The sequence below is a fragment of the Pseudomonas benzopyrenica genome (assembly GCF_036884265.1).
Taxonomy (GTDB): domain Bacteria; phylum Pseudomonadota; class Gammaproteobacteria; order Pseudomonadales; family Pseudomonadaceae; genus Chryseomonas; species Chryseomonas benzopyrenica.
Map to the genome: position 1 here is coordinate 1832181 of NZ_CP145723.1, position 25193 is coordinate 1857373.

General features: G+C 65.7%; 20 protein-coding genes and 5 pseudogenes. 16 read left to right on the top strand and 9 right to left on the bottom strand.

Annotated features, from left to right (window positions below; all coding sequences use genetic code 11):
- Nucleotides 1-115 precede the first annotated feature (115 nt).
- On the top strand, nucleotides 116-304 hold the full coding sequence (locus V6W80_RS08530) for a hypothetical protein (RefSeq protein WP_017640342.1): 189 nt from the start codon (nucleotides 116-118) through the stop codon (nucleotides 302-304).
- A 13-nt stretch (nucleotides 305-317) separates the two neighbouring features.
- Here the strand turns inward: V6W80_RS08530 and V6W80_RS08535 are convergent, their stop codons facing one another.
- The 4 genes from V6W80_RS08535 to V6W80_RS08550 form a co-directional block, all read right to left on the bottom strand.
- The gene (locus V6W80_RS08535; protein WP_017640343.1) at nucleotides 318-659 is read right to left on the bottom strand and encodes an FKBP-type peptidyl-prolyl cis-trans isomerase; all 342 of its coding nucleotides are present in this window, start codon (nucleotides 657-659) and stop codon (nucleotides 318-320) included.
- A gap of 55 nt (nucleotides 660-714) precedes the next feature.
- The gene (locus V6W80_RS08540) at nucleotides 715-1575 is read right to left on the bottom strand and encodes a pirin family protein (RefSeq protein WP_338546603.1); all 861 of its coding nucleotides are present in this window, start codon (nucleotides 1573-1575) and stop codon (nucleotides 715-717) included.
- Nucleotides 1576-1649: 74 nt separating this feature from the next.
- A complete protein-coding gene (locus V6W80_RS08545) occupies nucleotides 1650-2735 on the bottom strand; it encodes a sigma-54 interaction domain-containing protein (RefSeq protein ID WP_338546605.1) in 1086 nt (361 codons plus the stop codon).
- A 10-nt stretch (nucleotides 2736-2745) separates the two neighbouring features.
- A complete protein-coding gene (locus V6W80_RS08550; RefSeq protein WP_338546606.1) occupies nucleotides 2746-3912 on the bottom strand; it encodes an acyl-CoA dehydrogenase family protein in 1167 nt (388 codons plus the stop codon).
- A 367-nt stretch (nucleotides 3913-4279) separates the two neighbouring features.
- Between V6W80_RS08550 and V6W80_RS24005 the strand changes: the two are divergent.
- Both V6W80_RS24005 and V6W80_RS24010 read left to right on the top strand, forming a co-directional pair.
- Nucleotides 4280-4852: pseudogene (locus V6W80_RS24005) on the top strand (PAS domain-containing protein); the annotation flags it as partial.
- 198 nt (nucleotides 4853-5050) lie between these two features.
- Nucleotides 5051-5440 (top strand): annotated as a pseudogene (locus tag V6W80_RS24010) (methyl-accepting chemotaxis protein); the annotation flags it as partial.
- A 67-nt stretch (nucleotides 5441-5507) separates the two neighbouring features.
- On the opposite strand, the gene V6W80_RS08560 reads toward V6W80_RS24010, so the two are convergent.
- On the bottom strand, nucleotides 5508-6752 hold the full coding sequence (locus V6W80_RS08560) for an acyl-CoA dehydrogenase family protein (protein ID WP_338546609.1): 1245 nt from the start codon (nucleotides 6750-6752) through the stop codon (nucleotides 5508-5510).
- Between the two features lie 186 nt (nucleotides 6753-6938).
- On the opposite strand from V6W80_RS08560, the gene V6W80_RS08565 reads away from it, so the two are divergent.
- The 3 genes from V6W80_RS08565 to V6W80_RS08575 all read left to right on the top strand — a co-directional run bounded on the left by V6W80_RS08565 (nucleotide 6939) and on the right by V6W80_RS08575 (nucleotide 9742).
- Complete coding sequence (locus V6W80_RS08565) at nucleotides 6939-7943, top strand: ribonuclease Z (RefSeq protein ID WP_068384855.1); 1005 nt, start codon at nucleotides 6939-6941, stop codon at nucleotides 7941-7943.
- 102 nt (nucleotides 7944-8045) lie between these two features.
- The gene (locus V6W80_RS08570; protein ID WP_017642743.1) at nucleotides 8046-9167 is read left to right on the top strand and encodes a YncE family protein; all 1122 of its coding nucleotides are present in this window, start codon (nucleotides 8046-8048) and stop codon (nucleotides 9165-9167) included.
- A 104-nt stretch (nucleotides 9168-9271) separates the two neighbouring features.
- Nucleotides 9272-9742: an MEKHLA domain-containing protein gene (locus V6W80_RS08575; RefSeq protein ID WP_257706289.1), complete on the top strand. Its 471-nt coding sequence runs from the start codon at nucleotides 9272-9274 to the stop codon at nucleotides 9740-9742.
- Nucleotides 9743-10070: 328 nt separating this feature from the next.
- On the opposite strand, the gene V6W80_RS08580 is transcribed toward V6W80_RS08575, so the two are convergent.
- The 4 genes from V6W80_RS08580 to V6W80_RS08595 all read right to left on the bottom strand — a co-directional run bounded on the left by V6W80_RS08580 (nucleotide 10071) and on the right by V6W80_RS08595 (nucleotide 14779).
- Entirely contained in the window at nucleotides 10071-10739 is a 669-nt protein-coding gene (locus V6W80_RS08580) for a LutC/YkgG family protein (RefSeq protein WP_184290940.1), read from the bottom strand.
- Complete coding sequence (locus V6W80_RS08585; RefSeq protein WP_338547388.1) at nucleotides 10736-12181, bottom strand: LutB/LldF family L-lactate oxidation iron-sulfur protein; 1446 nt, start codon at nucleotides 12179-12181, stop codon at nucleotides 10736-10738. Before V6W80_RS08585 ends, V6W80_RS08580 begins: the two co-directional genes overlap by 4 nt.
- A 5-nt stretch (nucleotides 12182-12186) precedes the next feature.
- On the bottom strand, nucleotides 12187-13011 hold the full coding sequence (locus V6W80_RS08590) for a (Fe-S)-binding protein (protein ID WP_338546610.1): 825 nt from the start codon (nucleotides 13009-13011) through the stop codon (nucleotides 12187-12189).
- A 73-nt stretch (nucleotides 13012-13084) separates the two neighbouring features.
- Entirely contained in the window at nucleotides 13085-14779 is a 1695-nt protein-coding gene (locus tag V6W80_RS08595) for a lactate permease LctP family transporter (protein WP_338546611.1), read from the bottom strand.
- Nucleotides 14780-15000: 221 nt separating this feature from the next.
- Here V6W80_RS08595 and V6W80_RS08600 point away from each other — a divergent pair, with 221 nt between their 5' ends.
- From V6W80_RS08600 to V6W80_RS08635, 10 genes and pseudogenes are all read left to right on the top strand, one after another.
- Nucleotides 15001-15768, top strand: a complete 768-nt coding sequence (locus tag V6W80_RS08600; RefSeq protein WP_064307183.1) for an FCD domain-containing protein — start codon at nucleotides 15001-15003, stop codon at nucleotides 15766-15768.
- A gap of 565 nt (nucleotides 15769-16333) precedes the next feature.
- The gene (locus V6W80_RS24015) at nucleotides 16334-17083 is read left to right on the top strand and encodes a methyl-accepting chemotaxis protein (protein WP_237509594.1); all 750 of its coding nucleotides are present in this window, start codon (nucleotides 16334-16336) and stop codon (nucleotides 17081-17083) included.
- Nucleotides 17084-17094: 11 nt separating this feature from the next.
- Nucleotides 17095-17466: a response regulator gene (locus tag V6W80_RS08610; protein ID WP_007162125.1), complete on the top strand. Its 372-nt coding sequence runs from the start codon at nucleotides 17095-17097 to the stop codon at nucleotides 17464-17466.
- An 18-nt stretch (nucleotides 17467-17484) separates the two neighbouring features.
- Complete coding sequence (locus tag V6W80_RS08615) at nucleotides 17485-17790, top strand: STAS domain-containing protein (RefSeq protein WP_338546613.1); 306 nt, start codon at nucleotides 17485-17487, stop codon at nucleotides 17788-17790.
- On the top strand, nucleotides 17787-19952 hold the full coding sequence (locus tag V6W80_RS08620; RefSeq protein ID WP_093249242.1) for a chemotaxis protein CheA: 2166 nt from the start codon (nucleotides 17787-17789) through the stop codon (nucleotides 19950-19952). Before V6W80_RS08615 ends, V6W80_RS08620 begins: the two co-directional genes overlap by 4 nt.
- Nucleotides 19953-19990: 38 nt before the next feature.
- Nucleotides 19991-20425, top strand: a pseudogene (locus tag V6W80_RS24020) (MCP four helix bundle domain-containing protein); the annotation flags it as partial.
- A gap of 381 nt (nucleotides 20426-20806) precedes the next feature.
- The gene (locus V6W80_RS08625) at nucleotides 20807-22411 is read left to right on the top strand and encodes a methyl-accepting chemotaxis protein (protein WP_430707806.1); all 1605 of its coding nucleotides are present in this window, start codon (nucleotides 20807-20809) and stop codon (nucleotides 22409-22411) included.
- Between the two features lie 66 nt (nucleotides 22412-22477).
- Nucleotides 22478-23710: pseudogene (locus V6W80_RS24025) on the top strand (MCP four helix bundle domain-containing protein); the annotation flags it as partial.
- 57 nt (nucleotides 23711-23767) lie between these two features.
- Nucleotides 23768-24485, top strand: a pseudogene (locus tag V6W80_RS24030) (methyl-accepting chemotaxis protein); the annotation flags it as partial.
- Between the two features lie 152 nt (nucleotides 24486-24637).
- Complete coding sequence (locus tag V6W80_RS08635; protein ID WP_017642755.1) at nucleotides 24638-25144, top strand: chemotaxis protein CheW; 507 nt, start codon at nucleotides 24638-24640, stop codon at nucleotides 25142-25144.
- Nucleotides 25145-25193 lie beyond the last annotated feature (49 nt).

Sequence of the window (25193 nt, forward strand, 5' to 3'; positions counted from 1 at the left end):
AGCGAGACGAAACGGCTCTGTAGCGGTGGTTTAAGGGACGACGAACGGCTCTAGCTCGATTTGTCAGGGCACGGTTAGAGTCCGTTTGACACCACAAGCACAAGGAGTAGGTGCCATGACGCAAACCACCCAGCAGCGGCTGCAGACTCTCGAAGAGCAAATTCGCAGTCATCGACAGGATCTCGCCCGGAGCCGGCAGAGCTTTCAGGAGCAATTCGTCATCTACACCCGAGAGTTTGCCCGGCTGAGCGTGCTCGAAGCCCAACTCGAGCTGGTACGCCGGAATACCAAGGCGTCGAACTGAAGTCGGTCAGGCATCAATCGTCCCGCGTCAGGACTTCCAGCAACTCGATTTCGAACCTCAGGTTGGAGTGCGGCTTGATCAGAGCACCGACCTGACGTTCGCCATAGGCGAGCGCCGCCGGTACCTCCAGGCGCCGCTTGCCGCCCACCCGCATGCCCATCAGCCCCTGGTCCCAGCCCTTGATCACCCGGCCGGTGCCGATCACGCACTGGAAGGGCCGCCCTTTGGCACGGGACGAATCGAACAGGGTGCCGTCGTCCAGCCAGCCCTCGTAGTGGGTGGTGATCAGGGCGCCCTTGACCACCGCCTTGCCGTCACCCACTACCAGATCCTCGATCCGCACTTCGTCACTCATCGCTGCGCTCCCGGCAAAAGCCGGATTCTAGCCTGAGCGTGCTCTTATGGCTGACTCACTCCGGCACCTCGCCGAACAGGCCCGCCTGATAGTCGCGGATTGCCTGGCGGATCTCCTCGGCGCTGTTCATGACGAAGGGGCCGTGGGCGACGATGGGTTCGGCAAAGGGCGCCGCATGCCCATAGAGCAGTACCGCGCCGTCGCGACTAGCGACTTCGACCTGGTCGCCGTCGTCGGCGAACTGGAACAGCTGCCACGGCGCTTCTTCCTGGCCACCGATCTGCAGGCTGCCACGGACGCCGTAGCAGAACACGGTGGCGCCGGACGGGGCGGGCAGGGTGGCGCGGCCCCCTGGCGCGATCTCGACGGTCATCAGGGTGATAGGGGTTGGCGTCGCCACCGCGCCCCGGATGCCCTGATGGCTACCTGATGCCAGGCGGAGGCGTACCCGGCCGTCATCCGCCTCGATCAGCGGCAGGTTCGCAGCCGGGACGCCGTGGTAGGCCGGCGGCGTGAACTTGAGGCGAGCGGGGAGATTGATCCACAGCTGCAGGATCTCCAGGTCGCCGCCGTCGCGCTTGAAGGCGGCAGGCGACAGCTCGGCATGGACCAGGCCCCTGCCAGCGGTCATCCACTGGATGCCACCGGCTTCGATCACGCTCTCGTGGCCGCCGCTGTCGCGGTGGGCGAGCGAACCGGCCAGGATGAAGGTCACCGTCTCGAATCCGCGATGGGGGTGGGGGCCGAAGGGCAGGCCGGCGTTGTGCGGCGGATACACCTGGGGACCGTGGTGATTGAGGAAGAGAAAGGGATCCAGGTGGTGCAGGCCGGGACCCGGTAGCGGGCGCCGGGTCTGGAGATCGCCGATATCGTCGCGCCGGGCGGGGTGACGGTGCAGCAGGGTTCGGGCGGTCATGCGGGGCCTCGCGGGGCAAAACCCCAGTGTAAGGGGCGCCTCGGCACGCGGGTACCCCAGCTGGGCGGACCGGCTCAGATGGAGAAGCGCATCTCGCGTTCAGGCCGGGCCACGAGTGGACGGCGATGATTGACCACCAGTTCGCCGATACGGATCAGGTGGGCACGGGTGACGTTGCGACTCAGCCCCAGCAGGCGCGCGGTATGGACCTGGTTGCGATGGCAGAAGCGATAGGCCGCGCGCACCAGGGCAGCCTCGACGCGCTCGTGCAGGGCCTCCGGTTGCTCTTCGAACAACTGGGCGAAGGCCTCGGTCAGCAGGCTGTCCACCGGCGCCGTTTCGACCGGCCGAGGCGCTGGTGGAACGAGGCTGGGCCGCTGGACGAACGACAGGTCAGTGGCTTCCAGCTGGCCCTGGGGTTTGAGCAGCAGGGCGTGCTGCAGGGTGTTTTCCAGCTCGCGGATATTGCCCGGCCACGGGTGTTCCAGCAGGCGTCGCTCCGCCGCCGGTGTCAGGGAGACCGGCGCCTGGGCATAGGCGTGGAGGAAGTGCCGGGCCAGCGGCAAGATATCGCCCTGGCGCTGGCGCAAGGGCAGCAGCGGCAGGCTGACCACATTGAGGCGATACCAGAGGTCCTCGCGAAAGCTTCCTTCGGCCACCGCTCGCTCCAGCGGGACGTTGGTCGCGGCGATGATGCGCACGTTCAGGGCCACGCTGCGCCGAGAACCCAGTCGCACCACCTCGCGCTCCTGCAATACGCGCAGCAGCTTGACCTGCACCGACAGCGGCAGATCGCCGATCTCGTCGAGAAACAGGGTGCCGCCGTTGGCTTCCTCGAACCAGCCGGCGCGGGCAGCCAGGGCACCGGTGAAGGCGCCTTTTTCGTGACCGAACAACTCCGCCTCGACCAGGCTCTCGGCGAAGGCGCCGCAGTTGACGGCGACGAAGGGGCCGGCATGGCGGTGGCTCAAGGCATGGATATGCCGGGCGATCAGCTCCTTGCCGGTACCGGTCTCGCCGATCACCAGCACACTGGCATCGCTCGGCGCGATCTTTTCCAGATGGGCGAGCAGGTCTCGTGATTTCGGGTCGGCGAAGACCTGGGCGGTCGCCCGGTAGCGGGGCACCTCGGGCGTGCGGGTCAGGGTCAGCAGGGTCATCGCGGGTTCCTCAGGAGTAGAAGCTGGGGGTGGGCAGGACATCGTTGAGGGCCCAGTCGCCCAGTTCGTGCAGCTTGTAGTCGAGCGGATCGTGCAGGGTCTGGGTGCGCAGGTTGCGCCAGTAGCGATCCAGCCGCAGGGCGCCGGCGGTGGCCCGGGCGCCGCCGACTTCGAACAGCCGACTGGCGAGATCGAGACCGTGGCGACTGGTGGCGACCTTGGCGGTGGCGATGGCGATGGCCAGTTCGCCGCGGACTTCGGCGGTGAGGGCCGGTCCCTGTTGCCAGGCCTGGGCGAAGGCGCCATTGGCCCGCTCCACCAGCAGGCGGCTGCTTTCCAGGGCCACCCAGAACTCGCCGTAGTGACGCAGGATGTAGGGATCTTGGTTGGCACTTGCCGCCGGGGACTTGAACCAGGGGCGCGCCTGGGTGGTGGTGTAGCGGCGCGCCTCGGCGAAGGCACCTTCGGCCAGGCCGAGAAAGATGTTGGCGAAGATCAGCTGGGCCAGCAGCGGCCGCAGGCAGGCGAAGGGCGTGCTCAGGGGGCCGGGGTCGAGCAGCCATTCCCGCTGTTCGACACGCACGGCGTCGAAGCGGGCGCTGCCGCTGTCGGTCTGGCGCTGGCCGTTGTTGTCCCAGTCGTCGAACAGCTGGATACCGGCACGGCCGGTGGGGACCACGGCGATCAGCAGGCGCCCGTTGTCGTCGTTTTCCAGGGCCGAAAGCAGCAGCAGATCGGAGTCCAGGGCGCCACTGCAAAAGCTCTTTTGGCCATCCACCTGCCAGGCGTCGCCGCTGCGGCGTGCGAGGGTACGGCGATCCAGGGGATTAAGGGCGTTACCCCAGAACAGGGTGTCGCGGGCGGTGCTTTCCAGCCAGGGACGCCATTGCGCGGGCTGGCCGAACAGCTGGGCGGTGGCCAGCAGCAGATGGTGGAAGCCGAAGACATGGGCCAGGGAGCTGTCGACCCGGGCCAGTCGACGCACCGCCTCCAGCGTCTGGTCCCAGGGCGCGCCCAGGCCCCCCAGTTCGACGGGAATGCTCAAGGCCAGCAGGCCACTCTGGCGCAAGGCGTCCCGCTCGGTTTTGGGGGTACCACCCTGACGATCCCGTTCCACGGCCGTGGCGGCGAACAGGGTCAGCAGGGGGGCGAGTGGTTCCAGCAGCGAGTCGGACATGGGGAACTCTTAGCGTAGACGGATCTGGCAGGCGTTAGAACGTAATGCTGAGTAAGCCCTGGTTTGAAATATTTTTTTGTTATTAGTTAATGGCTCGATGCCACCCATCTTGCATTCTGACCGCCTGGTCATTTCCTTGACCATCGAGTTTAAGACCTGACCATTGGCTGCCGACACCGAGTTAACTCAATCTCCCGACCAGGGGCGTGTCATGTTTAACAAGGGACTAAAACAAGAATTGCAACGTCTCCGCGAGCAGGTGGATTCCTTCAAGCGACTGAAAGCCGAACTCGATGTGGAGATGATCGGCCTGGAGCTGGACGGCAGGGGGTGCATCACCTCCGTGAACGCCAATTTCGAAAAGGAGATGGGGCTGCGGGCCGCGGATTTGCTGGGCCGCCCCCTGGCCGAGTTGATTCCGGCACACGTTCGGAACCAGGAGTACAGCCGGCGCCTGCAGCAGAGTCTAAGTCGCGGTGAGCCCTACAGCGGTGCCCTGCATCTCCTGCGTGGCGACGGCCAGGAAGCCTGGTTAAGAGGCATCCTGCATCCCTTCCATGATAGCCAGGGCCAGGTGACGCGCTTTCGGTTGTTCTGCAATAACCTGACTCGAACCATCGAAACCTCCCGCGAGCACGAAAGCCTGCTCAAGGCCTTGCGTCGCTCCACGGCGGTCATCGAGTTCAACCTCGACGGTGAGGTGCTCGATGCCAATGACCGATTCCTGCAGGCCATGGGTTATTCCCTGGCGCAGATCAAGGGTAAGCACCACCGGCTGTTCTGCGAGCCAGCCGAGGCCAACTCCGACGCCTATGGGCAGTTCTGGGCGCGCCTGCGTCGCGGCGAATTCGTCGTGGATCGCTTCAAACGGCTGGATGCCCACGGTCGCGATGTCTGGCTGGAAGCCTCCTACAACCCGGTGATCGATGCCCATGATCGCCTGTACAAGGTGGTCAAGTTCGCCACCGTGATCACCGATCAGGTTCACCAGGAGCAAGCGGTGTCCGAAGCCGCCAGCGTGGCCTTCGAGACTTCCCGGCATACCGATGACACCGCCCGCAAAGGCGCGGCAGTGGCGCAGCAGACGGTGGACGTCATGCGTGCCCTGGCTACCCAGATGCAGGAGGCGGTGAAGGGCATCGAGGCGCTGGACAATCAGTCCCAGGTGATCGGCACCATTATCAAGACCATCAGCGGCATCGCCGAGCAGACCAACCTGCTGGCTCTCAACGCGGCCATCGAAGCGGCCCGGGCCGGCGAGCAGGGCCGCGGCTTCGCCGTGGTGGCCGACGAGGTCCGGCAACTGGCCTCGCGCACCAGCAAGGCGACCGAGGAGATCGTCGGGGTGGTGCAACAGAACCAGCAACTGGCCGGCGAAGCGGTGACGGTGATCGAGAATGGCCGGCGCCAGGCCGAGCAGGGCCTGGAACTGGCCGGGCAGGCCGGGCAGGTGATCGTGGAGATCCAGGACGGCGCCCAGCGGGTGGTTGGGGCCGTGGGACGGTTCGCCCGCCAGCTGTCGAACTGATCCAGCGCGCTGAATGCACAACGGCAACCTTGGGGTTGCCGTTGTGCATTCAGGTGGTCACTCGACGTCAGCCCTGCTTGCTGCCGCCGCCGATCTGCCAGACGAAGGGCGGTTCGCTGCCCTCGATCTCCCAGGCGCCGACGATGCGCTCCTTGTAGATCAGTGGATTGTGCGAGGCGGCGGTGCGGGCGTTGCGCCAGTGGCGATCGAGCCCCTTGCGGGTGCTGGTGGCCGAGGCGCCCAGGGCATTGAACAGATCGCTGGTGGCGCGCAGCACCAGCTCGGCGACCGCTGATTGCGCCTGGGCCGATTCCAGTTCCGCCGCCACGTTGGCGTCGTGCTCGGCGGCGGCATCCCCGGCATAGCGGGCCTCGAAGGCGGCCTGGGCCGCAACGGCGGCTGCCAGGGTCGCCGCCTCGGCGGCATAGACGAAGGCCGAGGCCTTGCCGACTACCTGTTGCACCTGAGGGTCGGCACTGGCCGCGCTGGCATTGCCGTGGCTGTATATCCGGGTACGACCGCGCACTTCACCGGCGAATTCGCGCACGGCCGCCTGGCCGCTGCCGGTGATCACCGCCAGCAGCACCAACTGGTAGAAGGCGGTCTGGTACTTGAAGCGGGTAGCGAAGTCGATGAGGTTGTCGGGTTCCACGACGACATCCTCGAACACCGAGGTGCCGCTGGCCGTGGTGCGCTGGCCGAAGCCGTCCCAGTCGTCGGACTGACGCACGCCCGGTTGGTCGGTGCGAATGGCGGCGATGACGTCCCCGCCGGTGTCGTCACGCTGGGCGTAGACGTCGATCCAGTCGGCGAACAGGCTGCCGGTGCTGTAGTACTTGGTGCCGTTGAGACGCCACTCGCCGTTCTTACGGCTGACCCGGGTGATGACCTCGCCAAGCTTGACCGTGCCGATCTCGGTCCAGGCATTGCCCACCAGGTCACTGGCGACGAAGCGCTCGAACCAGATCTGCTGGGAGGCACTGGCGTGGGCGTTGAGGCGATCCTCGACAAAGGCGAAGTGGCCGCGCAGGGCCTGGGGGAGATTGCTGTCAGCAGCCGCCAGCTCGATCAGCAGTTGGACCAGTTGCGGCAGGCTGGCGCCGGCGCCACCGAATGCCACGGGCACCCGCACGGCACCGAAGCCGGCCTCCTTGAGCCAGGCGATGGGGGCATAGGGCAGGTTGCGGTTGCGTTCGCGCTCCAGGGCACCCTCGGCGATGCGGGTAAAGATCGGGCGGAAGCGGGCAGCCAGTTGTTCGTAGTCCGGGCTTTCCGCGCGGGCAGGCGGCAGGTGGCGAATGGGCAGATTCATGGTGGTCCTCGGCGGATGTAGGGGCGACGCCAGAGGCTTTGCAAGAGCGTTGCCAGGGCGAAAAGGCCCGCGTTCTCGGGGTTTGCCGGGCCTGGCCTGCCTGGCCGGCAGCAGGAGTGCCTGGCCGCTGTTGCTCGGGCGACAGCGGGGCAGCCACGCTAGACTGGTCTTTTGCCTGGAGCCTCCATGGACCTCTTGTTTCTCGGCACCTCGGCCGGGGTGCCGACCCGGCGGCGCAATGTCTCGGCCCTTGCCCTGATCGAGGACCAGGGCAAGGGCTGGTTTCTCGTCGATTGTGGCGAGGCCACCCAGCACCAGCTGCTGCGCACGCCGCTGTCGGCGGCGGACCTGCGCGCCATCTGCATCACCCATGTGCACGGCGACCACTGCTATGGCCTGCCGGGGCTGCTGGCCAGCGCCGCCATGACCGGACGCAGCCAGCCGCTGGTGCTGATCGCGCCCCAGGCGGTACAGGACTGGCTGGCCGCTACCCAGGCCCTGACCGCGCTGCACCTGCCCTTCGAGTTGCAGTTCCATGCCCTGGAAGGTTTCACCGGGCTTGCCGTGGGCGCCTGGGATATCGACGCCTTCGCGCTTTCCCATCGGGTGCCCAGCCACGCCTTTCGCTTCCGCGAGACCCGCCGACCGCAACGGCTGGATCCGGCAGCCCTGGCGGCTGCCCAGGTACCGCGCGGCCCACTCTGGGGAAGATTGCATGGAGGCGAGGATGTGCCGCACGAGGGCCGGTTGCTGCGCAGCGCCGACTTCCTGCAGGCGGCCCATGGGGAGCGGCGGCTGGTGGTGGCGGGGGACAATGACGATCCTGCGCTGCTGGCGGAGGCCTGCCGGGGCGCTCAGGTGCTGGTCCATGAAGCCACCTACGCCCAGGCGCAGATCGACAAGACCGGGCAGAGCTGGGGCCACAGCAGTGCGGCCGGGGTCGCTCGCTTTGCCGAGGCGCAGGGGCTACCCGCCTTGCTGCTCACCCATTTCAGTCCGCGCTACCAGGCCGCTGTGGGGCGTTCGCCCTCCATCGAGGAGCTGCGCCAGGAGGCGGCGGCTTGCTATAGCGGCGACCTGCACCTAGCGGAGGATTTCTCGCGCTTTCGCCTGGATCGTCAGGGACGACTGAAAACCCTGGGCCAGAGCGGAGGGGCAGGGGATGACGACCCGTATCAGGTGAGAGGCTGAAATTTTTCGGCCTTGTCTGACCTGTTCTCCTTGGGCATAGTGCGAACGTTTATCATTTCAGGATTGTCCTGATCTCTCGTACCTCGTCCCTAGGAGAAGCAAATGGCGGTGTCTTTCAACAAGGTCTCGACGCTGGGCGCCATGGCGCTACTGTCCCTGGCAGTGGCCGCCTGTTCCAATCGCCCGGAGGCACCGACGCCACCGCCACCCGCGCCGGCTCCCGTGGCCGCGCAACCGGCCCCGCCCCAGGCGCCCGCTGAACTCAAGCGCATCGAGCTGGGTTACGGCGTCTATGAACTGGCCTACAGTCCGGCCAAGCAGTCGGTCTATGCTGCGACCGCCCAACTGACCAAGGGCGTCACCGGCGGGGTGATCTATCAGCTGGACCCGGCGACCCTGGCCATCACCGGGCAGATCCACACCGATCTGAAGAATTTCGCCCTGACCACCGACGCCAGTGGTGAGACGCTGTTCGTCACCAACTCCCTGGATGGTGGTCTGAGCCGCATCGACCTGCGCACCGGCAAGGTGGAGAAGCGCCTGAAATTCAACGAGATGGGCCGCGACGGCCATCCGGTCAATCCGCGCCAGGTCATCCTGCATGACGGTCTGCTGTATGTCGGCGGCGTTGGCGATCCGGGCGTGATCTGGGTGGTGGACGCCAAGACCCTGACCCTCAAGGCGCGCATTCCCAATGCCGGCAAGTGGGTGACCGGCCTGCTGTACTCCGAGGATACCGGGCGTCTCTATGCGGCCAATGGCAGCGGGGAAGTGCTGGTGATCAATCCGCGTACCCGCAAGATCGAGCACCGCTGGACCCCGGGCGATGGCGGCAAGTACCTGCTGCTGAATCTGGCCGAGGATCGCGCGAACCACCAGTTGTTCGTTACCGACAATTCCGAAGCCAAGACCGTGCTGGTCTTCGATATCCGCAGCGGCAAGGTGATCAAGCGTCTGCCGGTGGGCGATGCCCTGGCCATCAAGCTCAATACCACGCGTAACGAGCTGTACATCACTCAGCGCGAGACCGGTCGGCTGCTGATCTTGGACGCCACCACCTACGCCGAGAAGAAGGCCTACGACCTCAAGCCCAATCCCAACAGCCTGCTGGTGAGTCCGGATGGCCAGACGCTGTATGCGACGGTGAAGACGCCCTTCGACAAGGAATACATGAACACCGCGCCGGAAAGCGTGGTGCGCATCGACCTGACCGCGGTGAAGTAAACCGCGCCTGCGGGCTGCCGTGGCGTCCTGCCGCGGTGGCCCTGGGCTTCCCAAGCCCGTCGGGTTGCTCTTGAATGGTGATCCCTCGCCAAGGAGCTACCGGTTTGTCCGCTACCGATCTCAGTTTGCTTCCACTGCTGGACGCCTCCTACCACCACTGGCTCGGCCAACCGCTGCCGCGGCCTGCCGGCCTGTCTCAGGCCGACGTTCTGACGTGGCTGCACGAAAGGGCGCCATATGCCCTGCTGGCACACGGCATCGAACAGGATCCGCTGTTCTGCTACGCCAACCACCAGGCCTTGTGCTGCTTCGGCTATCCCCGCGCCGAGTTTCTCGGCATGCCGTCGCGCTTCAGCGCCTCGCCCAAGGACCGGGACGAGCGTCAGCGCCTGATGGAGGCGGTGGGGCGCCAGGGTTATGCCAGTGGCTATGAAGGCTGGCGGGTCGATCGAGACGGTGAGGCCTTCCAGATCCATGCCGGCGTGGTCTGGAATCTGCTCGATGTCGACGGACAGCGGTTGGGGCAGGCGGCGTTGTTCTGGCCGGATCCGCAGCGGGTTGGTCAGCTGGAGTGAGGGGGAGATCGTTGGGCTTCGCTGCGCTCAACCCAACCTACGATGACTCTTTGGCCATAATGCTCATAGGTTGGATTGAGACGGCTCCATCGTCGAAGCCCAACAGGACCCGCACGAAGCTAGGCTCTGTTGGGCTTCGCTAACGCTCAACCCAACCTACGGTGTTCCTTTTGCAGCGAGGACCGTAGGTTGGGCTGAGACAGCTTCATCGTCGAAGCCCAACAGGGTATTCATCGAGGCTGGGCTCTGTCGGGCTTCGCTGCGCTCAGCCCAACTTACGCCGTGAGCTGGACCGCTCCCTCTCCCTTGGGGAGAGGGGGCAAAACCCTCACTCGTCCTCGACGATCAGCACCACCAGGTCCTTGGGCCCATGGGCGCCATAGGCCAGCACCTGCTCGATGTCGGCGGTCTTGGATGGTCCGGAGATCAGGAGGGCGTTGGTCGGCATGCCATCCTGCCAGCGGTGTTGTTGCTGCAACTCATAGAAGTTGTCGACCACGGTGCTGGCCCTGAGCAGGGCGATGTGCAACGGCGGCACCAGGCTCATCAGCCGCGGTTCCTGGCGATCCGGCCAGAGCACCAGGCTGCCGGTGGAGGCCAGGGCGCCGAGGGTGCCGGTGAGGCTCGCCGGGGTGTCGTTGAACAGTTCGGCCTTCCACTCTTCCACGGGGCGGTCATAGGCCTTCCAGCGCGGCTGGTCTTGGTCCTGCCAGCGCTCCACCAGGCGCGCGCCATGCGGCGTGCCGGGGGCGATCAACAGCTGATCCAGACCTCGTTCGGCGAGGACGCGCTCCACCTGCGCCGGCCAGTCCGCCGTGGTGGTCAGGTGCGTCTCGGTATGCACCATTTCCATCAGGGTCCGCAGACGGGCGACGCGCTCCGTGGGTGGGTAGCGCCAGGGCTCGGTCACCAGGGCTTCGTCGAAGTTGTCGGCCAGGGGCTGGGTACCCTGCAGACTGCCACGCAGCTTGGCGAGGATGTTGTCGCGGGCGCTCATGGGCGGTTCTCCAGGTGTTCGCGGGCCAGTTCGTGGAGCGAGCGCTTCGCTGGCTTGGGCGCGCTGTGGTGCTCGGTCCAGGGCCCGAGTTGGCCCGGGGTGAAGCGGCCGAAGCGGGTGGCCAGGTAGCTGAAGCCGCGATAGAGCAGCGGCGAGGTGTAGAGGTTCTGCCAGGCATGCCAGGTCCAGCGCTCGCGGGCGGAGAACTTGCTGCCCTGGCCGCGCAGCAGGTGCGGCTCGGCTTCGGGAGCCTTGACGTTCTCTTCGCGCAGGCGCCGCAACAGCGCCGGAATCGGGATCTTGACCGGGCAGACCTCGCCGCAGGCGCCACACAGCGAAGAGGCGCTGGGGTGATCGGGCGCCCGTTCCAAGCCGACCAGATGCGGGGTGATGATGGCGCCGATGGGGCCGGGATAGACCTCGCCATAGGCGTGGCCACCGATACGGGTATAGACCGGGCAGTGGTTCATGCAGGCGCCGCAGCGGATACAGTTGAGGGTCTGGCGCAATTCGCTGTCGGCGAAGGCCTGGCTGCGACCGTTGTCCAACAGCACCAGGTGCACCTCGCGCGGCCCGTCCAGTTCCTCGGCCTTGCGCGGCCCGGAGATCATGTTGACGTAGGTGGTGATGGGCTGACCCAGCGCCGAGCGGGTCAGCAGCGACAGCAGGGGCACCACGTCTCTGAGGTTTTCCACCACCTTCTCGATCCCGGTCACGGCGATATGTACGGGCGGCACCGTGGTCGACATTCGCCCGTTGCCCTCGTTTTCCACCAGCAACAGGGTGCCGGTCTCGGCCACGGCGAAGTTCACGCCGGAGATGCCGATGTCGGCCTCGAAGAATTTCTGCCGCAATACCCGCCGGCCGGTCTGGATGAGTTCATCGACATCGGTGGTGTAGGGCTCGGCCAGGTGCTCGTGGAAGAGGGTGCCCACCTGCTGCCGGTTGAGGTGGATGGCCGGCATGATGATGTGCGAGGGCTTCTCCCCGGCGAGCTGGATGATGTACTCGCCCATGTCCGACTCGAGGCAGTCGATGCCCTGGGCGCCGAGGACGTGGTTCATGTCCATCTCTTCGCTGACCATGGACTTGCCCTTGATCAGCAGTTTGGCCGCATGGCGCTCGGCGATCCCCTGGACGATGGCGTTGGCCTCGGCCGTGGTCTCGGCCCAGTGCACCTGGACGCCATTGCGTCTGAGATTGGCTTCCAGCCGCTCCAGCAGATCCGGCAGCTTGGACAGCGCCCGGGCCCGGATGCGATTACCCAACTCGCGCAGGCGCTCGCGCTCGTCGGCGTCGCTCATGCTGGCCAGCCGCTTGGTCATCAGCGAATCCATGGCCGTGCGGAAGTTGCGCCTGAGCTGGTCGTCGCCCAGGGCCTGACGCGCACGCGTCTTGAAGGGCGGCGACTCGCTAATGTCGGTAAGGGGAATCTTCAGCATCTCGTTCACGCTGCACCTCCGATACGGCGCCAGAGAAAGCTCGCCAGGTGTTCGCCACGCAAGGCGGCGCGTTGCTTTTCCAAGGCGCCGTTGATGTTCATCAGGCAACCGCAGTCGGCGGTGAGCACCTGAGCGGCACCGCTGTCCTGCAGGGCGCGGGTCTTGTCCGCCACCATGGCACCGGAGATGTCCGGCATGCGTACCGAGAAGGTGCCGCCAAAACCGCAGCATTCGCTCTCGTGATCATGGTCGGCGCGCTCCACGGCCGCCAACTGGCTGAGCAGGGCGCGGCCGTGCAGGTGGGTCTGCATCTCGCGCCGAGCGCTGCAGGAGGTGTGCAGGGCCACCTTGGTCGGGGCGCCGCGGTCCTGGTAGTCGACCTGGCAGACGTTGAGCAGGAATTCCGCCAGTTCATAGGTGCGTTCGGCCAGGTCGAGCGCCTGGCGCAAGGTCTCCGGCTCGTCGGCGAACAGCTCGGCATAATGATGGCGCAGCATGCCGGCGCAGGAGCCGGAGGGCACCACCACCGGCCAGGGTTCGGCGAAGAGCGCCAGCTGGGCGCGGGCTACGGCACGGGCTTCCTCGGTGTAGCCCGAGGTGTAGGCCGGCTGGCCGCAGCAACTCTGCGCTTGGGGAAAATGCACGCGGATGCCCTCGCGCTCCAGCAGGCGGATGCTGTCCAGGCCGGCTTCGGGATAGAAAAGGTCGACCACGCAAGTGCCGAACAGATAGACCTGGGTCGGTTTCTGCTGCGGATAGGTCCGTGGCGGCGCCAGGGGCGGCGCGGTACGAGTGGCGTTGGGGGCGGCGTTGTAGAAAAGATCGTTCATCAGGCGTCACTCCGGGTTAGCCCGGTAATAAGAGGACCGGCGATGGCCTGAGCCGCCGCCGGGAAACGCGCTATCAGTGCACCAGCATCCCGGTGAACACATAGGCCTGCGCCAGGGTGATGAAGCCGACCAGGATGGCGAAGCCGATACTGTGGCGCACGGTGAAGCGGAACAGGTCGGACTCCTTGCCCACCATCCCGGTGGCAGCGCAAGCCACGGCGATGGACTGCGGCGAGATCATCTTGCCGGTCACGCCGCCGGAGCTGTTGGCGGCCACCAGCAGGGTGTCGGAAACGCCGATCTGGTGCGCGGTGGTCGCCTGCAGCGAGCCGAACAGGGCGTTGGAAGAGGTATCCGAACCGGTCAGGAATACCCCCAGCCAGCCCAACAGCGGCGAGAAGAAGGGGAACAGCGCGCCCGTGCCGGCGAGCAACAGGGCCAGGGTGGTGGACATGCCCGAATAGTTGACGACGAAGGCAAAGGCCAGCACCAGTCCGATGGACAGGATCGGCTTGCGCAGTTCCACCAGGGTTTCCTTGAACACACCCAGGGCGGTCGAGGGCTTGATGCGGAAGATGGCCATGGAGATCAAGGCGGAAATCAGGATGGCCGTGCCCGAGGCCGACAGCAGGTCGAGCTTGTAGACCGCCGGCATGGGCGTCGGGGTGGCCACGATCGGCAGTGTCTTGATCACCAGCTTGTCCAGATAGGGCACTGGGACGTTGATCACCAGAGCATAGAGGGCGCCGCCGGTGGCGAACAGTGCCTTGAAGGCCTTGGTGGTCCAGAGGGTGACGATCACGGTCAGGATCAGGAAGGGTGACCAGGCCTTGATCACGGTGCCCAGCGAATGCTCCGGTGGCAGGCGACCGCCTTGGCCGAAGCCTGCACCACCGCCTAGCGCAGCTGCGCCGCCGCCGCTCACCACGGTGTTGGCACCGGCAGTGGCCTGCTGCGGTTGGTTCAGTTTGAGGTAGCCGGTGAGGGCGATCATGGCAGCCAGAGACGAGGTGATGTCAGGCAGTTCTGGGCCGAGGAAGTTGGAGGTCAGGTACTGGACCACCGCGAAGGTGCCACCGCAGATCAGCGCCGGTTTCCAGGTTTCCCGCAGGCCACGCATGCCATCCATCATGAACATCAGCCACAGCGGTATCAGCAACGCCAACAGTGGCAGCTGGCGACCGGTCATGGCGCCGATCTTGAAGGCGTCGATGCCGGTCACCTGGCCGGCGACGATGGTCGGGATGCCCAGGGCGCCGAAGGCCACCGGCGCGGTGTTGGCGATCAGGCAGAGCCCGGCCGCCTTCAGCGGATTGTGGCCCAGGCCCACCAGCAGCGCAGCGGTGATGGCCACCGGCGCGCCGAAACCGGCCGCACCCTCCAGGAAGGCGCCAAAGCAGAAGCCGATCAGCAGCACCTGCAGGCGTTGATCGTCGGTGATCGACAGCACCGAGCTGCGGATGATGTCGAACTGGCCGCACTTGACCGTCAGCTTGTAGAGGAACACCGCCGTGACGATGATCCAGGCGATGGGCCAGAGGCCGTAGAGGAAACCGTAGCCGGCCGAGGCCAGCGCCTTGTCCACCGGCATGCGGTAGACGAGCAGCGCGATGGCCAGGGCGAGCGCCAAGGTCAAGGCGCCCGCGACGTGGCCCTTGAGTCTCAGGCCGGCGAGGGCGACAAAAAAGAACAGAATGGGCAAGGCGGCGACGAAGGCCGAAAGGCCAAGGCTGCCAAGGGGGAGATAGATCTGTTGCCAGGTTTCCATCGGGTGCTCCTTGATTGTTTTTGTAGGGAGGCGGCAGGACGGGGTTGCACAAGATCGCGACCTGTGGCAAAAATTGGTAAGACCAATTTACAAGGGCGACTTCACGCACGTTAAGCGGGGTCTTTGCCTCTGTCAAACCCCTTGATGTGCGACTTTCGTCGGCCCATCCCTTCCACCCGGCGGACGGCCGCTGCTGTCCGCGGCATTTTTCGAGGTTTTTCATGGGGTTCGAACCGGTAAAGCAACGTCGTCTGTCCGACGACATCGTCAAGAATCTCGAGGCGCTGATCGCCGAGGGTTCCCTGCGACCTGGCGAGCGCCTACCAGCCGAGCGGGTGCTGGCCGAGCGCTTCGGGGTGTCGCGACCGTCCCTGCGTGAGGCCATCCAGAAACTGGTAGCGCGGGGACTGCTGCTCAGCCGCCAGGGCGGCGGTACCTATGTCACCGAGGCGCTCAACAGTGCCTTCACCGATCCGCTGCTGCCGCTGTTGGAAAGCCGCGAGGAAACCCGGCGCGACCTGCTGGAATTTCGCCATACCCTGGAAAGCGCCTGCGCCTACTACGCTGCGCAACGGGCCACCGAGCCTGATCTGGCGCGACTGACCCTGGCCTGGGAACGACTGGAAGATTGCTATCGGCGGCGGGAGACCCTGGCTCGGGAAGAGGAGGGCGAGGCCGATGCGGCTTTTCACCTGGCCATCGCCGAGGCCAGCCACAACGCCGTCTACCTGCACAGCATTCGCAGCCTGTTCGAACTGCTGCGGCATCACATGGTGACCAATATCGGCGGCATGCAGGCGCAGCGTGGCGAAACCCGCGAGCGCTTGCTGGAACAGCACCGGACGCTCTACCAAGCCATTGTCGCGGGTGAAGCCGAACGCGCGCGCGAGGCAGCGAGCCTGCATCTGGGCTATGTACGAGAGGTTCTGGAAGAGGCGGGAGCCATGGCAGGCCGTCTAGCACGGGCCAAACGGCGCGACGAACTCTGAAAAAAGCTGGCGGAAAAACTTGTAGTGGCACTAAGCTATTACAATAAGTTATCCGTCCGTGGCTAAAGTTTAGCGTTCCAGAGCTGATAACCCGGTCACACCTTCCCGCCTTCGCTGGCGTCTAGACCGGTATCTTCCTGTGGAACACGCCCCTTCCTCGCCTTCGCTCGTCGACTTTACCTTCACCCCTGCATTGCTGGGTGCCTGTGGCACCGGCGCGATCCTGTACGCGGGCGGTGTCACTGCGACCACCCTGGCCCTGAGTGCCACCCAGGTGGTCCTGGCCATGGGCCTGGGCTTCTGGCAGCTGCGTCGCGCTCAGGCACGGCAGGTCGAGCGGTCTGCCGGTCAGGCCATCCACCAGAGCCCGGTCAGCGGCCGGGACGAAGCTCTCGAAGCCCTCTGTGTAGCCGTGCTGCCAGTGTGGTCCGAGCAGATCGAAGCCGCGCGCGTCCATACCGAGCAGGAAATCGTCAGTCTGACCAGTCGCTTCGCCGAGCTGGCGGACCGTATCCACAGCGTCGCTGGCAACGATCACGGCAGTGGCGATCGCCTGGTCAGCCTGATGGCCAGCAGCCAGAACCAGTTGGACGGCATCCTGCAGTCGCTGCGTGAGGCGCTGTCGAGCAAGGGGGCGTTGCTCACCGAGGTCAACGGCTTGGCCGGCCTGACCGAGCAACTCAAGAGCATGGCCAAGGACGTCGGCGACGTGGCCCGCCAGACCAACCTGCTGGCCCTCAACGCCGCCATCGAAGCCGCGCGTGCCGGTGAAGCCGGGCGCGGTTTCGCCGTGGTCGCCGACGAGGTCCGCAAGCTGTCCACGTTGTCCGGCGACACCGGGCAGAAGATCGGCGAAACCGTGGAAACGGTGAATGGCGCCATCGCCCGCACCCTGGAGCTGTCGCAACTCCACGCCGAGCGCGACACCGGCACCCTGAACCAGTCCGGCGAGACCATCGAACAGGTCATCGGTAGCTTTGGCGGCACCACCCGCGACGTGGTCGAGCGCAGCGATGCCCTGGCCGACAACGCCGCGGCCGTGGGCGGCGCCATCGCCGAGGTGCTGGTCGCCCTGCAGTTCCAGGATCGCGTCAGCCAGATGCTCGGCCACATCCGCGACGACCAGGCCCGCCTCGAGCGCCTGGTGATCGAGCGTCGCGCCCTGGCCGCCAGCGGCCAGCCGCTGCCGCCCCTCGACACCAAGGGCTGGCTCGCCGAGCTGGCCCGTACCTACACCATGGCCGAGCAGGTCGCCGTGCACCACGGCAAGCGACCGGCCGCCGCCGCTGCCGAATCCGATATCACCTTCTTCTAAGGAAAGCTGCCATGAGCAACAAGACCATTCTGATCGTCGACGACTCCATCTCCATCCGCCAGGTGGTGTCCATGACGCTGAAAAGCGCGGGCTACGACGTCATCGAGGGCTGTGACGGTCGCGATGCCCTGACCAAGCTGGACGGTCGCAAGGTGCACCTGATCATCAGTGACGTGAACATGCCCAACATGGACGGCATCACCTTCGTCACCGCGGCCAAGAAGCTGCCCGCTTACAAGTTCACTCCGGTGATCATGCTCACCACCGAATCCGACGCCGCCAAGAAGGCCGCCGGCCAGGCCGCTGGGGCCAAGGCCTGGATGGTCAAGCCGTTCCAGCCCGCACAGATGCTGGCAGCGGTTTCCAAGCTGATCATGCCCTGATAGCCCTGGAGGCTACCCATGAACGACGTCATTCGTACCCGGTTGCCCTTCTCCGGGCCGCTGACCATCTACACCGCGGCGGACAGCAAGCCGCTGCTGATGGAGCCCCTGGCCGCCGGGGGCACCGTGGCGTTGGAGCTGGCCGAGGTCGATGAATTCGATTCGGCCGGGCTGCAGTTGCTGCTGCTGGCCCATCGTGAGGCGCAACGGTTGGGGGGTAGTCTCGAGCTGGTCGATCCCAGCCCCGCCGTCACCGAATTGCTGGAGCTGGCAGGTCTCGCCGACTTCTTTACCGCGGCTGCCGCGCAGGAGGTGGCCGCATGAACATGGACGAGATCCTCAAGACGTTCATCGCCGAGAGCGAGGAGCTGTTGCAGCAGATGGAGGCCGCCCTGCTGCAGATCGAGCAGGCGCCGGATGACGCCGAGCTGATCAACGCCATCTTTCGCGCCGCCCATACCATCAAGGGTTCGGCGGGGCTGTTCGGCCTGGACCATGTGGTGGCCTTCACCCATGTCGCCGAAAGCGTGCTCGATCGCATCCGCAGTGGTGAAATGGCGTTCGACGAGACGCTGTCGGCACTGTTCCTGGAGGTTTGCGACCACCTCAATGGCCTGATTGCCCGGGTGTCGTCCGGCAGCGAGCCGGAGGCCGACTTCCAGGCCGTGGGCGCCGCTCTGGTGCAGCGCCTGGAGCATTATCTGCAGCCGAGCGCCCAGGCGGCCCAGCCGACCGCCGTGGCGCGCGCCCTGGTGACACCGGTGGATGGCGTGGCCGCTGGCCATTGGCACCTGTCGCTGCGCTTCGGCCCGGACATGCTGCGCAATGGCATGGATCCGCTGGCCTTCGTGCGCTACCTCAATACCTTCGGCCGCATCGTCAACATCGTTACCCTGTTCGATGCCATTCCGACCGCCGCCGAGATGGATCCGGAAACCTGCTACCTGGGCTTCGAGGTCGCGTTCGACAGCGACGCCGACAAGGAAACCATCGAGGCGGCCTTCGAATTCGTCCGCGAAGACAGCCAGATCCGCATCCTGCCGCCGCACAGCCGCAGCAGCGACTATTGCCAACTGATCGACGACCTGCCCGAGGAAGACCTGCGCCTGGGCGAAATCCTGGTGCGCTGCGGCACCCTGACCGCCACCGAGCTGGACGAGGTGCTGCGCCGCCAGGCCGATCCGGCGGTGCCGCGCAAGCCCATCGGCGAGGTCTTGGTCGAGGCCCAACTGGTCAATCCGCCGGTGGTGGACGCGGCCCTGAACAAGCAGCGCAAGATCAAGGAACAGCGGGCGCCAGCCAGCGAAGGCCAACTGATCCGTATCGACGCCACCAAGCTCGACCAGCTCATCGACCTCATTGGCGAACTCATCATCGCCGGTGCCGGCACCCAGCTGATCGCTCAGCAGAGCGGCCTGACCACCCTGGTGGAATCCACCGGGGTGCTGTCGCGCCTGGTCGAGGAGGTGCGGGATACCGCCCTGACCCTGCGCATGGTGCAGATCGGCACCACCTTTAACCGCTTCCAGCGCGTGGTGCGCGACGTCTCCAAGGAAATCGGCAAGGACATCGCCCTGCGCATCAGCGGCGGCGATACCGAGCTGGACAAGACCGTGGTGGAAAAGATCGGCGATCCGCTGACCCACCTGATTCGCAACGCCATGGACCATGGCATCGAATCCGCCGAATTGCGCCTGGCCCGCGGCAAGCCGGCCCAGGGCACCGTGGGCCTCAACGCCTATCACGAGTCGAGCAGCATCGTCATCGAAGTCACCGATGACGGTGGCGGTCTGTCGCGCGAGCGCATCCTGCGCAAGGCGACCGAGCGCGGCCTGATCAGCGAAGGCCAGGTGCTGGGCGACAAGGAGGTGTTCAACCTGATCTTCGAGCCGGGTTTCTCCACCGCCGAGCAGATCAGCAACCTGTCGGGTCGCGGCGTCGGCATGGACGTGGTGAAAAAGAACATCACCGCCCTGCGCGGCAGCGTCGACCTCACCAGCGAGGAGGGCCGGGGCACCACGGTAACGATCCGCCTGCCGCTGACCCTGGCGATCATCGACGGCTTCCTCATCGGCGTTGGCAAGGCCGCCTACGTGGTGCCCCTGGAAGCGGTGGAGGAGTGCATCGAATTGACCGAGGCGGCCAGCGTCCAGGCCAGCGGCAACGACTATCTCGACCTGCGCGGCGAGGTGCTGCCGGTGCTGCGCCTGCGCCAGCTGTTCGCCATCGAGGAAGCGCCGCCGCGGCGCCAGAACGTGGTGGTGGTGCGCTACGCCGGCCAGCGCGCCGGTCTGGTGGTCGATCAGCTGCTCGGTGAATTCCAGACCGTGATCAAGCCTCTCGGTCCGTTGTTCGACCACAACCGCAGCCTGGGCGGCTTCACCATCCTCGGCAGCGGCGCCGTGGCGCTGATCCTCAGCGTGCCCGGGTTGATCGGCGAGGCTTCGTCCACCACCGTCTCCGCCCACGCCGCCGTACCGGCCTGATCGACAAGGAATAAGAATACATGACCGTTACCAAACGCATGTCCCTGCTGGTGCTCTCCGCGCTGCTGGGCATCATCCTGCTCGCGGGTATCGCCTACCAGCAGTTGAGCCAGGTGTACGACCGCGCCAACTACGGCAACGACAACACCGTACCGTCGATCCTGGGCATCGATGCCATCGATGCCCATTCGGCCGACATCATCACCGGCATCTACCGCCACCTGGCCGCGGACGGCGACGTCGCCACGCGCGAGGCCGAGAAGGAACTGACCGAGGCCCAGCAACTGACCGAAAAGGCGCTCAAGGACTATGAGCCGCTGATCTCCGACGAAGCCGATCGGCGCATGCTGCAGGACGATCGCCAGGCCATCGTGGCCCTGAACGATCTGGTGGCAACGGTGTTGCCTCTGTCGCGAGCGAGCCAGGACGAGGACGTCAAACGCATCCTCGGCGAGCAGCGCAAGGTGATCGACCATGTCGGCGATGCCCTCGATGCGCACCGCAGTTACAACCAGAAGCTCGGCAGCGAGCAGGCGCAGGTCGCCGGCCGTACCATGAGCCAGGCCACCGTCCTCTCCATCGGCATCGCCTTGGTGACCCTGCTGGCCGTCGGCCTGCTCGGTTTCTTCATTACCCGCAACCTGCTGCGCCAGCTGGGCGGCGAGCCGGCCGAGGTGGCCAAGGTCGCCAACCGCACGGCCGCAGGCGACCTGCCCGACGATCTGCAGCTACGCGCTGGCGACGATTCCAGCCTGATGGCCGCCATGCAGCGCATGGTGCTGACCCTGCGCGGCCTGGTGCAGGAGATGACCACCATGGCCGTCGAGCATGATCGCGGCGAGACGGACGCGCGCTTGCCGCAGGAGCGATTCCAGGGGGCCTTCCGCAACGTCGCCGAAGGGGTCAATGCGATGGTCGCCGGTCACCTGGAGGATTCCCACAAGGCCATGGCCTGCGTGAAGAGCTTTGGCGAAGGCGATCTGGCGGCCGAGCTGGAACGTTTCCCCGGCAAGAAGGCGGTGATCAACGACAACCTCGAACAGGTGCGCGGCAACATCCAGCGCCTGGTCGCGGAAATGGTGCAGCTGTCCGAGGCCCATGATCGCGGCGCGACGGACGCGCGCATTCCGGTGGAGCGTTTCCAGGGTACCTTCCGCAACATGGCCGAAGGCGTCAATGCCATGGTCGCCGGGCACCTGGAGGATTCGCGCAAGGCCATGGCCTGTGTGAAGAGCTTTGGCGAAGGCGATCTTTCGGTGCCGCTGGAACGCTTCCCTGGGCAGAAGGCAGTGATCAACGACAACCTCGAGCAGGTCCGCGGCAACATCCAGCGCCTGGTCGAAGACGCCGCCCAGCTGAGCCAGGCGGCCATGGCCGGGCGCCTCGATAGCCGTGCCGACGCCAGTGCCCACCAGGGCGATTTCCGCCGTATCGTCGCCGGCATCAACGGCACCCTGGACGCCATCGTCGCCCCGGTCAACGAGGCCATGGGCGTGATGGCCGGTCTGGCCCAGGGTGACCTGAGCCGTACCGTCCAGGGCGCCTACCAGGGTCAGCTGCTGGAATTGAAGAATTCCATCAACGGCACCGTCGCCAAGCTGAACCAGATCATCGGCGACGTACGGCTGTCGGCCGATGCCCTGGCCAGTGCCTCGGAAGAGATCTCCGCCACCGCCCAGAGCATGAGCCAGGCCAGTACCGAACAGGCCGCTTCGGTGGAAGAGACCAGTGCCAGCGTCGAGCAGATGTCGGCCTCCATCGCCCAGAACACCGAGAATGCCCGGGTCACCGACGGCATGGCCGGCAAGGCCGCGCGAGAGGCGGGCGAGGGTGGTGAAGCGGTACGTGACACCACGGTGGCAATGAAGACCATCGCCGACAAGATCGGCATCGTCGACGCCATTGCCTACCAGACCAATCTGCTGGCGCTCAACGCGGCCATCGAAGCGGCCCGCGCCGGCGAGCACGGCAAGGGCTTCGCGGTGGTGGCGGCCGAGGTGCGCAAGCTGGCCGAACGCAGTCAGGTCGCGGCCCAGGAGATCGGCGACGTGGCCAAGAACAGCGTGGCCCTGGCCGAGCGTGCCGGCACCCTGCTGGACCAGATCGTGCCCTCCATCGGCAAGACCTCGGAGCTGGTGCAGGAGATCGCTGCGGCCAGCGAAGAGCAGAGCAGCGGGGTGAGTCAGATCAACGGCGCCATGCTGCAACTGAACCAACTGACCCAGCAGAACGCCTCGGCCTCGGAGGAGCTGGCGGCCACTGCCGAGGAAATGAGCGGCCAGGCCGAGCAACTGCAACGGCTGATGGGCTTCTTCCACACCGGCGAAGGCCGTGTGGTGCAGGACTTGGATCGAGCGCTGGAAGCCACACGGCCAAGGACGGCGCGGGTCCCTGGCAAGCTCTTGCGCAATGGCACCGCGGGTGGCGTACCTGAAGGCTACGCCCCCTTCGATTCCTGACCCCTTATCCTATGGCCACCTGCGGGTGGCCTTTTTGAGACTACCGACATGACTGTCATAAAGAAAATGCTGCTGCTGGTGCTGTCCGCGCTATTGGGCATCATTGTGCTGGCCGGCACTGGCCAATACGAAATCGACCAGGTGTTCCAGGCCGCCAACTATGGCAACGACAACACCGTGCCCAGTTTGAAGGCGCTCGGCGAGATCAACGATAGCCGCTCCGACTACGTGGTAGGCATCTATCGTCACGTGCTGGCGACCAGCAGCGAAGCCATGACCACCGCCGAGCAGGACCTGGCCGCGGCCAAGGAGCGCATCGGCCAGAACCTCGGCAAGTACGATGCGTTGGTTTCGGATGATCGCGATCGCACACTGCTGGCAACCGATCAGGCCGCCTTCAATGCCCTGTTCAGCCTGGGCGAGCAGGTCATTGCCCTGTCGCGGCAGAATCGCAACGACGACGCCCAGAACCTGATGCGCAGCCGTACCGACGTGATGCTCGCCATCAACAAGGCCCTCGACGAGCACGTCAGTTACAACCAGACCCTGGCGCAGCAGGGCGTGCAAGTCGCCCAGAAGACCAAGGTCGAGGCCACCTGGCTGGCCCTGTCCATCGCCCTGGCGACCCTGCTGGCCATTGCCCTGCTGGGTTTCTTCATCACTCGCAATCTGCTGCGTCAGCTGGGTGGTGAGCCCTCCGTGGTCGCCACCTTGGCCGGCCGCGTGGCTGCAGGCGATCTGCCCGACGACATCAAGCTGCGGGGCGACGACAAGACCAGCCTGATGGCGGCCATGCAGAACATGGTTACCACCCTGCGCGGGCTGATCACCGAAATGACCAGCATGTCGACTGCCCATGACCGCGGCGAAACCGTGGTCCGCATTCCGGCGGACCGTTTCCAGGGTGCCTATCGCAGCATGGCCGAAGGCGTCAACGGCATGGTTGCCGGTCATCTCAGCGATTCCGCCAAGGCCATGGCTTGCGTCAAGAGCTTTGGCGAAGGCGATCTGTCGGTGCCGCTGGAGCGCTTCCCCGGCCAGAAGGCGGTGATCAACGACAACCTCGAGCAGGTGCGCGGCAATATCCAGCGTCTGGTCGAGGACGCCAACCAGCTGAGCCAGGCGGCCATGGCCGGTCGTCTCGACAATCGTGCCGATGCCAGTGCTCACCAGGGCGATTTCCGTCGCATCGTCGCCGGCATCAACGGTACCTTGGATGCCATCGTCGCCCCGGTCAACGAAGCCATGGCGGTGATGTCCGGGCTGGCCGAAGGCGACCTGAGTCGCACCGTTCAGGGTGATTACCAGGGCCAGTTGCACGAGCTGAAGACGTCCATCAACGGCACCGTCGGCAAGCTGAACCAGATCATCGGCGAGGTCCGGTTGTCGGCCGATGCCCTGGCCAGTGCCTCGGAAGAGATCTCCGCCACCGCCCAGAGCATGAGCCAGGCCAGTACCGAGCAGGCCGCTTCGGTCGAGGAGACCAGTGCCAGTGTCGAGCAGATGTCGGCCTCCATCGCCCAGAACACCGAGAATGCCCGGGTCACCGACGGCATGGCCGGCAAGGCCGCGCGGGAAGCGGGCGAGGGTGGTGAAGCGGTGCGTGACACCACGGTGGCGATGAAGACCATCGCCGACAAGATCGGCATCGTCGACGCCATCGCCTACCAGACCAATCTGCTGGCGCTCAACGCGGCCATCGAAGCGGCCCGCGCCGGCGAGCACGGCAAGGGCTTCGCGGTGGTGGCGGCCGAGGTGCGCAAGCTGGCCGAGCGCAGCCAGGTCGCGGCCCAGGAGATCGGCGACGTGGCCAAGAACAGCGTGGCCCTGGCCGAGCGTGCCGGCACCCTGCTGGACCAGATCGTGCCCTCCATCGGCAAGACCTCGGATCTGGTGCAGGAGATCGCTGCGGCCAGCGAAGAGCAGAGCAGCGGGGTAAGTCAGATCAACGGGGCTATGCTGCAGTTGAATCAGCTGACTCAGCAGAACGCCTCGGCCTCGGAAGAGTTGGCGGCCACTGCCGAGGAAATGAGCGGCCAGGCCGAGCAACTGCAGCAGCTGATGGGCTTCTTCCACACCGGTGAAGGCCGTGCGGTACAGGATCTGGAACGGGCCATGGAGCGGGCTCGGCCAGCCGCTCCGCGCAGTCCGCAAGTCGCCGTCCGTTCCCAGTCCGCCGCCGGTGGTCGCCTGCCGGAAGGCTACGTACGTTTCTCGGAGTAACCCATGAACGCCCTGACGATCTCCGATCTAGAGCAAGACACCCTGGGTCACCAGCACCTGACCTTTGTCGTGCAGGAAGAGACCTATGCGGTGGATACCCTGGCCGTGCGCGAGATTCTCGAGTTCGGCCAGCTCACCCAGGTTCCGCGGATGCCGGCGTGCATCCGCGGCGTCATCAACCTGCGCGGGGCGGTGGTGCCGGTGATCGATCTGGAGGCACGCTTCGGCGGTAGTCCGACCCAGGTCGGGCCACGGACCTGCGTCGTCATCCTGGAGGTGCCCACGGGCGATGACCTGCAGGTGCTTGGCGTGGTCGTCGATGCGGTCAGCGAGGTGCTGGAGATCGCCCCCGGCGACATCCGCCCGGCGCCCAGCTTCGGTAGTCGCCTGCGCCCGGACTTCATCGCCGGCATGGTCAAGTCGGGCAGCGGCTTCGTCGTCGTCCTCGATGTCCCGCGGGTGCTGGATATCGAAGAACTGGCCGGCCTGGCCGCGCGTAGTACCAGCTGAGCGCCGCTGGATCCCTGATGCAAAGACTCAGAAAAGACAGGAAAAAGGA